We start from the raw sequence: 9,892 nt of genomic DNA on the forward strand, positions 1-9,892 counted from the left end.
ATTGGAACAAAAGTTGGAAAAAACCAGAATCAAGAGAATTGATGCTGGCTCGGTAGATGAATTAATTGATAAAGGAGAAGAGAAGGAATCTGTGCTTTCAAAAGAAAATCAGGATTCGATTATTGAACTTTTCAAAAGTGTGATCAATGATGATAAAATCATTGTTAAAGCAGAACCACATTCTCCTGATGATGCAGCTGTGGTTATTACTGAAGATGAGTTTATGCGCAGAATGGGTGAAATGTCGAAGTTGGGTGGAGGTATGCCTGGCATGGGTGCAATGCCCAGTATGTATAACCTGGTTGTTAATACCAATCATAGCTTAGCAAAGAAAATTGTTGATACTGCTGAAGAAGATGAGAAAAAGAAAATTGCTGGTCAATTAGTTGATTTAGCCCGTTTATCTAAAAATATTCTTAAAGGAAAGGATTTGAATGACTTTATTGAAAGAACAATGAAGTTCATTTAAATCATCAAAAATTAATATATTAAAACAGCTGTTAATTATTTTGTTAACGGCTGTTTTTGTTTTAGTTAGTAGCTTCTATCTAGAAAGTTAAATCTTTTTTTTTGCAATTATCTTGAACAGAATTTAAATGAGAAATAACAATTTCTTATTTTTGATTAATTAATTCTCAGACCCATTGTTGAAGAAATGGTGAAATAGGGTCTACTCAAAACATTATATGGTAAAACTACAAGGAAATTTGTCTAGCAAATTGCACGGTATATCTGAGAGTATATTTGCAACCATGTCGAGGCTGGCAAATGAGGAAAACGCAATCAATTTGTCACAAGGCTTTCCAGACTTTAATTGTCCAAAGGAATTAATTGCTCTGGTTAATAAATACATGAAAGAAGGGCACAATCAATATGCACCTATGCCCGGGTATATTGGTCTCAAAGAAAGAATTGTTGAGAAAGTTGAAAATTTATACGGAGCAAAATATGATGCTGATAAAGAAGTCATAATTACAGCTGGAGCTACACAAGCAATTTATACAGCAATTACTGCTATTATTAAGGAAAAGGATGAGGTCATTATTTTTGAACCGGCTTACGATTCCTATGTTCCTTCAATTTTACTTAGCAAGGGTGTTCCCAAATATGTTACCTTGAATGCACCTGATTACAAAATTAATTGGGATGAAGTAAAGCGATTGATTTCCTTCAAAACAAAAATGATCATATTAAATACTCCTCATAACCCTACAGGTAGTGTTTTGAACGATCAGGATATGAAGGAGTTGGAGAAGCTAGTTGCCAACCGAGATATTATCATTTTAAGTGATGAAGTATATGAGCATATCATTTTTGATGGGATGAAGCATGAAAGTATCAGCAAATATCCCAGCTTAATTGATAAAAGTTTTGTGATTTCATCTTTTGGAAAACCTATCATACTACTGGTTGGAAAATGGGCTATGTTTTGGCTCCTGAAAACTTGATGAAAGAGTTTAAAAAGGTTTTCCAATTTCTAATGTTCGCAGCAATAACCCCTATCCAGTATGCTTATGCCGACTTTATGTCGAATGAAAGTCATTATTTAGAATTGAATGATTTTTACCAAAAGAAACGTGATTTATTTGTTAAAGGCTTGGAGGGTTCAAGGTTTGAGATTATTCCTTGTCATGGCACTTATTTTCAATGCCTGAGCTACAAAGGGATTTCAGAAGAAGCCGATGTTGATTATGCCAAAACACTCACTATAAATAGTAAAGTTGCTTCTGTACCTATTTCTGTTTTTTATCACGATAAAATAGATCACAAAGTATTGCGCTTCTGTTTTGCAAAATCAGCAGATACAATTAAGAAAGCCACTGAAATTCTATGCAAAATTTAAAAATTGCTTTGGTGCAGGTCGATTTGGCCTGGGAAGATAAAGAAGCAAATCTTACAAAATTTGAACGCCTCATTAATCAGGATATTCCTTCAGGAATTGATTTGATTGTATTGCCTGAAATGTTTACAACAGCCTTTAGTATGAAACCGGAGGCTTTGGCAGAATCCATGGATGGACAAAGTGTCAATTGGCTTAAGGAGCAAGCAACAAAAAAGAATGCTGTTATAGTAGGTAGCTTAATCATTGAGGAGAATGGTCAGTATTTCAATCGTTTATTTTGGATACGCCCAGACCAGACTTTTGAAACTTATGACAAGCGACATTTGTTTACCATGGCTGGTGAGCATAATCATTATACAGCAGGGAACAAAAAACTGATTGTTGATTTTAAAGGCTGGAAATTCTGCCCACAAATATGTTTTGATTTACGTTTTCCTGCATGGAATAGAAACAATGAAGACTTCGATTGTTTCTTATTAGTAGCTAACTGGCCCGAAATACGCATCATGCATTGGACTCCACTTCACATAGCACGAGCAATCGAAAACCAATGTTATGTAGTTGCTGTAAATCGTATTGGGGACGATGCCTCTGGAAAAGCACACAATGGTATGAGTTTGGCCATTAATCCCATGGGCGAAATGCTTACAAGCTCAGAAAACAAAGAAGAAGTATTAATCCTCGATCTCAATTATGAGGAGCTTAGAAAAGTACGCGAAAAAATGCCTTTTTTGCAGGATAGGGATAGCTACAAAATTGTCTAGGCAGGACCACTATAACTGAATATTGATGATATTAAGTGAGTTCTAAGTAAAATTCAGTTTTTCAGCTATTCACCTTTTTACTTTGTAAATTCCTACCTGAAGCAAGCCAAGCATCGTGACTTAGAGTCTTTGTATAAAAATAGCCACTAAGACACAAAAACTCAAAGATTCACAAAAAATTATTTCATTATAACAATGTAATTCAATTACTTGCAAATACACTATTATACCCAACTCTAGTTAATAATGATTACTTAAAAATACGTTAAAGGGAAACTGATTTGTATAAAAACACTTAATCTACATCTCAGGCATCTCAAAATTGGTTACTTCATCTGTTAGCTTATAATCATATTCAGGATACTCAAACAAGGGAGGACGTGGTTCTGTTTCTCCAATAGAATAACCATAGATTCCATCATATTCACGTATGTTTTCACCCATTTCTTCTATTTGCTCAAGGTATTCCATTATAGGTTTGGACTCAATAATTTTGATTTTATCCATTTTTGAAACTATTGGGCTATGAGGTCGAGTTTGATCATAATCAAATTCCAAAATTCGTTTTCCATAACGAGTAATGCCAATGACACGATAGGTAAGACTTTTTCCTACACCGGGTAAATTTAAAACGTTTCTATCGGTGGCTAAAAAAGGGATGTTCAGATCCGACTTAATTGTCCTGATATTTTCCACCACATTTGCTGCATCTAGTGGTAATTTTTTAATTCGATCTAAAAAGGCTGCAGGAACATTGCCTATTACCTTTTCCTCAATTGCTTCCTGAACTGCACGTGCATTTGTAGCAAAATTATGTGAGTTTTCAAGGAAACCCTTTACTGAAAAAGTATAATAGGGGAGGACACCTATTTTATTTAAGGATTGACGAAGTTTGGCTGTATGCCCACGTCTCGAAGCAGCTGCAGTAAATACCAATTGGTTAACAACAACCCATCCTGCCGACAATAAACGCTGAACGGCTTCTTTTACTTCGGGTGTAATTTCCATTGCCGATTCAAAGTGTGTTTGAATAACAAATTGCTGGAAACCAATTTCAGCAGCCTTGGTTCTAAAATCAGCTAATATTTGAGTGAGTTCGGGAGTAATTCGCTGAGGTAAATACACAGGTAGACGAGTACCTAGCCTGATTTTTAGCATTTCAGCAAATTTCTTTCCTTCTTTGCGGAATTTATTGGCCTCTCTTTTACGTTCAGCCATGGCCAGAACTTCATCAAGAATTTGCTTCAAGCTCTTGTCAGAACTCATTAAAGCATCTCCACCTGTAATCAGAATGTCACGTAATTGAGAATCATCTTCCCAGTATTTGATAAGGTATTTAAGCCTCTCTGGCCATGTGCCTTTAGGTTTTAATTTTTCGAGATTGAAGTTCAAATTTCCATTCTGAAAATCAAACATTCGCTGACAAGAAACGCATAAACCACCGCAAGCACGTCCAACTGTATCAGGAATAAGAATGGAAACTTCAGGATATCTGCGGTGAACATTGTATTCGTTGGGTAATAACCAACCAGCAGCATTGGGTTTTCCTGGTAGCACCAGGTCTTCTTTTTCCCAAGCATTAATACCTCCGAATTCATCAACCAATTGCTCATTAATCATAATGTAATCACGAATAGTACGATCCGATTCGGCTGCAAAGCCATGAATACGGGTGTTAAGCAACGAAAGGTAGTAAGGATTGATGAAAATGGGAATTCCAACTTCCTCGGCAGATTTAAAGGCTTTTATTTTTTCCGGAGAAAGAGAATAGTCAAGCATTTCGTTTAATAAATCTGTGCTGCGTATGGCAAACCGCAGATGAAACAGCTTATCTTTCCACCATTCTTGTGCAACTGCCAGTTTTTCTTCCTGACTTAATCCTTTTTCAAAAAAGAATTTATTATCCTTAATCTCCTCCTTATCAATTTTTTTGATGAAAATTTTAAGTATTCGATCTCTATTGTGTTTACGAATAAGAACTAACTGAGGATCTAATCCACTGGGATGTCGTGTCATCCATTCTTTCACCTCTTCTTCAGTAGGTCTTTTTCTTTTGTTGATTCCCTGGAATTGTCTGAATAAATGAAGCATATCCTCGAAAAATGCAGGTTTTGCACCTCCAGTTCCTGTTTTAATAGCCATCCACAAAAGCTTAATAGGATCATTAAGTGTTTCCTTGCGAACCTTAATATTGGGATCTTTGAGCTTTAGCCCTGAGTTTTCAACATAATCCATCAAGCGAATAGCAGCAATATCTCTCCATTCGAGAAGATTCAGTGATTCTTGTCCTGTTAATTCACCTTTAAAATAACTATAGGCAACCGGATTTGATTCAAAATAAGCTAAAACCCAAGTTCGAATTGCATTAATAGCCTCTTCACGACTTCTTGCTTCAACCATTAACTCCTCTAAATAAGGATTTTCTTTCAAGATTTTCCTTAATATTTTAAACGACTTAACATTAATGGCAACTTTATCGAGATTTTGATGTTTATGATTAGTATTCTTTGTTTTCTTTTCGGTACTGATGCGCATACTTATTTATTATAATCTATTTGCTTGAATTCGATTCGTAATCGACCAAATTAAATTATCATTAACTATCGAACGGAGGTGCAAAATAGCGAAAAAAGAGGGTTTAAGCAAGTTTAAAATGGGTTTTGAAAATGGATGTATTGATTAACAATTAGCTTTAAAAAACATAATAAGTTATTTACTTAATGATGCAAATACAAACTTAAGCTCAGCATAGGAAACACTATCGCCCAATTGTGTTTTAGCTTCCCCAAGGCTTTTATTCTGAGCTTTATTGTAATAGTCTGTTATGCATTTAACCTGGTTTTTGGATACAAAGTCCTCAACTTTCAATTCTCCTGATTGAACATATTGAGTTAAATGACCTTCTATCGTTCGTTCAGTCATATCGCGCTCTACAGCAATTTCTACTATGTTTTTGCCTGATATGTATAACTCATAACTTTGCTGTGGTGAAGGAACCTTTACCAGCTTTTCAATTGGTTTAATGGCAGTCCATTCGGCTGTTTCCAGTTTGTTTTCGGTTCTATATTCAGTTATCATCCAAAATATTTCTTTCCCATAGCGCTCCAGTTTTTTCTTTCCTAAGCCTTTTACCTTCTGTAATTCTGAAGTGGATGATGGTAGTTTATTGGAAATTTCAATTAATGTTTTTTGCGGAAGAATCATATATACCGGTAGCTTGCTTTCTTCGGCTAAGTCATTTCTCCACTTTCTAAGTTTTGCATAGAAAATGGGATGTTTTACGCTTGTCGATGTGCTGTCTTGTTTTTTCGCTTTTAATTTTTTTGTTTCAACCTTTTCAATGGCCGCCTTTGCCCGAGCATCTAAATATGCTTTTGTCAGAAATCCATCTTTTGTGGCATTAAGGCAATAAAGCTTAATAAAAATTTCTTCATCCAGTTTTTTTGCTGATTCTGTAATAATCTTTTTAATTGCCCTGTTGTCGATTTCAAATTCGATGGATTGAACAGGGTTTAAAATCAGCGAAGTCTTTTCATGGAAAAAAGAACAAGCTTTTTGGATGCGACTTTGTAAAATGGGATTAGCCTCTATATTATTTGCAGCAAGGGATAAATGTTTTATTTGCTGTTTAAACTTGGTTGAAACCTCAACAACATCTGTCTTTATGAGCGTTGAAGCATCACGGGCTTTTTGAACCCATTCTGGCTGACAGATTGTGCCATTTTCATTCAATAGTTTAATCAAATAATTCAATCTTCGGTGAATATCATTGAAGTCAAATAACTCCAATACCAGCATTTCCTGGAATTCCTTTTTTGAATTCGAAAGCAATTGATCGCCCGGAGGATTGTCTTCCATCTCTTTTGAAAATGAAACTATATTTTGATTTGATTTAATGCTGTAATCAGCAATTTTTGAACTCAACACCATACCTTCAAGTGTACGGCAACGGCTAAGAGCCACATAAACTTGTCCAAATGTAAAAGCTGATTTTGCATCGATTATGGCTTTGTCGAAAGTTAAACCCTGACTTTTGTGGATAGTAATAGCCCAGGCTAATTTCAATGGATGCTGAACAAACTGTCCGACAATATTTTCTTTAATCTCTTTGCTTTCAGGATCAACTTCATAACGGATATTGTCCCAAAAACCTTTGTTCACTTCAATCGAATAATCATCTTCCGGACATTTTACACTGATGATTTCTTCCACAATCTCGTCAATAACGCCAATTTTACCGTTGAAATATTGTTTTTCAGGAGATGGATCGTTTTGAATGAACATCACCTGCGCACCTACTTTAAGTTCTAAATCATGTTCAGTAGGGAAGGAGTATTCTGGAAAATCACCGTCAACCTCTGCCAAAAAATGATGTGATTTTGTTTCAAGTAGTTGTAAGCGCTGATCGTTAATTTCCTTGGCTTTTGCATTATGTGTTGTTAGTATGATATAGCCCTCATGTTCCTCTTTTTCAAAATCCTTTACAAAACGTTCGTTTAAAGTTTCAAGACTTGCCTGATCAATTCTATTTCGTCTGACCTTGGCCAGCAAATCAATAAACTTTTTATCGCTCTGCCTGTAAATATGTTTTAATTCAAGGCTTACATAGTTGGTTTCGTTTAATGCTTTGCTGCTAAAGAAAAAGGCTGTTGAATAAATATTTTGAAGTAGATTCCATTCGTTATCTTTCACAACAGGAGCCAACTGATGCATATCGCCAATCATTAATAGCTGAACACCTCCAAATGGTTTATTCCTGTTTTTATAACGCCTCAATACTTCGTCAATACCATCGAGTAAATCGGCTCTAACCATGCTTATTTCATCAATCACAAGCAGGTCAAGACCTTTGATTATTTTAATTTTTTCTCGATTAAATTTTTGAATATTCGCATTTTGTCGTCCTTTTGCCAAGTCAATTTGAGCCTGATCTTGAGCATATTGTAGCGGGATAAATGGCCCAAAAGGTAATTGGAAAAAAGAATGGATAGTAACACCACCTGCATTTATGGCTGCTACACCTGTTGGTGCAACAACAACCATTCGCTTATAGGTTTGTGTTTTCAGATTATGCAGAAAAGTTGTTTTGCCAGTGCCTGCATTTCCGGTCAGAAAAACGTTTTTATGAGTGAATTGGACAAATTCAAAAGCTAGCTGTAGTTGTTTATTATCAGAATCTTTCATGTCTTGCTTATTCCATTATTCTTTGGAAAACAAATCTTCTTCCAAATCATCGTTTTCATTTTCTGATAATAATTGTGTTGATTTTTGGCTTGGTAATTCCTGAACATTGCGCAGCTTGCGCTCAATGGCTCTTGAACGAACTCCGGCCTGATCAATTACATTGCTGGCTTCTTGCAGTTTCTTCTGTGTTTTCTCTAATATTTCTCCAAAGTTGCCAAATTCGGTTTTAACAGCTCCTAGCAATTCCCAAACTTCACTGGAACGTTTTTCAATGGCTAATGTTCTGAATCCCATTTGCAGAGAACTCAGTAAGGCTGATAGGGTAGTGGGCCCTGTGATTACTATTTTAAATTCTCGCTGAACCTGCTCAAATAATCCGGGATTCCGAAGTACTTCTGCATACAATCCTTCAAAGGGGAGGAACATGATTGCAAAGTCAGTTGTGTTGGGTGGATCAATATATTTTGTGCTTATATCTTTTGCAAAAAGTTTGATTTTGGCGACCATGGCTTTTTTTGAAGCCTCAATTGCTGCTAAATCACCTGACTCATAAGCGTCTAATAAAGATTCATAATCCTCAGTTGGGAACTTGGCATCTAAGGGAAGCCAAATTGTTTTGGATTTATCTTCACGACCAGGAAGTTTGACAGCAAATTCTACACTATCGTTACTGCCATGTTTGGTCTTTACATTTTTCTCGTATTGGGCTGGTGTGAGTAGTTGATCCAATAAATTTTCCAATTGATATTCTCCTAAAACACCTTTTGTTTTTACGTTGGAAAGTACTTTTTTAAGATCGCCAACTCCGGTAGCAAGAGTTTGCATTTCGCCCAAGCCTTTATGAACCAATTCTAATCTTTCGCTCACTTGTTTGAAAGACTCTCCCAATCGTTTTTCGAGTGTTGATTGCAACTTTTCATCAACTACTTCTCGCATTTGATCTAATTTCTTGGCATTGTCTTCTTGAAGCGAAGTAATTTTCTTCTCGATAGTTTCACGCATTTTTTCGAGCTGTTCCAAATTCGAACTGGTCGATCTTTCTAATCGTTGAATGAACTCATCAAGTTTTTCTTTCTGAAACTTATAGCCTTCATTTAATCGGTTCATTAATTCTTCCCGGTTTTCTCGACTTTGTTTAGACGATTCATCCCGGTTATGAGCAAATTCATCTTTTAGATTTTTATCAAGCATATCAAAGCGCAAAACCAGCTTCTCATATTCTTTGATAAATTCATCTTTTGTTAATGCATCAAATTGATGAGTATTGTCTTTTTTAAAGATTATGTAAAGGTTGAGCAATAGAATTATTCCTATCGCAATAAGTAAAACTATGTCCATGCTTTGATTGTTTTAATGGACTACAAAATACGATAAAAATGAGGGAAATTGTTGGTAAAAATTGGGATTACTGATATATCAAATGTATTTGGTTTTTGGGATGGTTTGTATTGTTTTTCTTTGGAATTCTGTTGTTCGTAGCTTGAATTTAACTCAACCCCTAACCCCTTCTCTGAAAAATCAAAGAAGGGGAATTGATTCTACTTCAAAATTAGAAATTAATACAATAATAATTGGAGTACGAACTGTCCTTGTTGTTCGTTGCTCCACAAAAACTGGTTCAAGGATTAGCGCAGCGGTTCTTGGACCTTTTTGTTAATGTATGTTGAAAATGTAAGCCTCCGTTGTTCGTAGATTGAATTTAACTCAACCCTGCTTTCGCTAAAGCTTCAGCAAGCAAAGCCCTAACCCCTTCTCTGAAAAATCAAAGAAGGGGAATTGATTTTACTTCAAAACTAGAAATTGATATATTAATAATTTGAATACGTACCGTCCTAGTTGTTCGTAGCTTGAAGCTGCAAACAGTCGAGGAATGCCAATAATTTTCTGTCATACCGACCTTAGGGAGGTATCTGATGGCTGAGTTTAAGCGTTTCAATCGTTTTTTTTTCCTGCTCTTTGTTAGCAGATTCTTCTCCTGATAAATCGGGATCAGAATGACAGAAGCTATAGATTGAGCGTGAATGCCTTTAAATTCAAAAACTGGTTCAAGGATTAGCGTAGCGGTTCTTGGACCTTTTTGTTAATGTATATCGAAAATGTA

The 9,892-nt window shown here is 35.6% G+C and carries 5 protein-coding genes and 1 pseudogene; 3 read left to right on the forward strand and 3 right to left on the reverse strand.

From position 1 onward, the window contains the following. Positions 1 to 13: 13 nt before the first annotated feature. The 3 genes and pseudogenes from HOG71_14510 (at position 14) to HOG71_14520 (ending at position 2,607) form a co-directional block, all read left to right on the forward strand. A complete protein-coding gene (locus HOG71_14510; GenBank protein ID MBT5992061.1) occupies positions 14 to 469 on the forward strand; it encodes a hypothetical protein in 456 nt (151 codons plus the stop codon). Positions 470 to 686: 217 nt separating this feature from the next. Next, positions 687 to 1,843 (forward strand): annotated as a pseudogene (locus HOG71_14515) (aminotransferase class I/II-fold pyridoxal phosphate-dependent enzyme). Beyond that, positions 1,831 to 2,607 carry an amidohydrolase gene (locus HOG71_14520; GenBank protein MBT5992062.1) on the forward strand — a complete coding sequence of 259 codons (777 nt, stop codon included), beginning with the start codon at positions 1,831 to 1,833 and terminating at the stop codon, positions 2,605 to 2,607. The pseudogene HOG71_14515 and the gene HOG71_14520 overlap by 13 nt, the downstream one beginning before the upstream one ends. Positions 2,608 to 2,907: 300 nt before the next feature. On the opposite strand, the gene HOG71_14525 is transcribed toward HOG71_14520, so the two are convergent. The 3 genes from HOG71_14525 to rmuC all read right to left on the reverse strand — a co-directional run bounded on the left by HOG71_14525 (position 2,908) and on the right by rmuC (position 9,129). After that, a complete protein-coding gene (locus tag HOG71_14525) occupies positions 2,908 to 5,142 on the reverse strand; it encodes a KamA family protein (protein MBT5992063.1) in 2,235 nt (744 codons plus the stop codon). Positions 5,143 to 5,316: 174 nt separating this feature from the next. Next, positions 5,317 to 7,791, reverse strand: a complete 2,475-nt coding sequence (locus tag HOG71_14530) for an AAA family ATPase (protein MBT5992064.1) — start codon at positions 7,789 to 7,791, stop codon at positions 5,317 to 5,319. 15 nt (positions 7,792 to 7,806) lie between these two features. Continuing rightward, positions 7,807 to 9,129 carry a DNA recombination protein RmuC gene (rmuC, locus tag HOG71_14535; protein ID MBT5992065.1) on the reverse strand — a complete coding sequence of 441 codons (1,323 nt, stop codon included), beginning with the start codon at positions 9,127 to 9,129 and terminating at the stop codon, positions 7,807 to 7,809. Positions 9,130 to 9,892 lie beyond the last annotated feature (763 nt).

This window comes from Bacteroidota bacterium (genome assembly GCA_018698135.1).
In the GTDB taxonomy this organism is placed as follows: domain Bacteria; phylum Bacteroidota; class Bacteroidia; order CAILMK01; family JAAYUY01; genus JABINZ01.

What these genes read in the sequence shown, in the direction of transcription:
- HOG71_14530 (MBT5992064.1), bottom strand. Translation starts at nt 7,791, where the DNA reads ATGAAAGATTCTGATAATAAACAACTACAGCTAGCTTTTGAATTTGTC.
- rmuC (MBT5992065.1), bottom strand. Translation starts at nt 9,129, where the DNA reads ATGGACATAGTTTTACTTATTGCGATAGGAATAATTCTATTGCTCAAC.
- HOG71_14525 (MBT5992063.1), bottom strand. Translation starts at nt 5,142, where the DNA reads ATGCGCATCAGTACCGAAAAGAAAACAAAGAATACTAATCATAAACAT.
- HOG71_14520 (MBT5992062.1), top strand. Translation starts at nt 1,831, where the DNA reads ATGCAAAATTTAAAAATTGCTTTGGTGCAGGTCGATTTGGCCTGGGAA.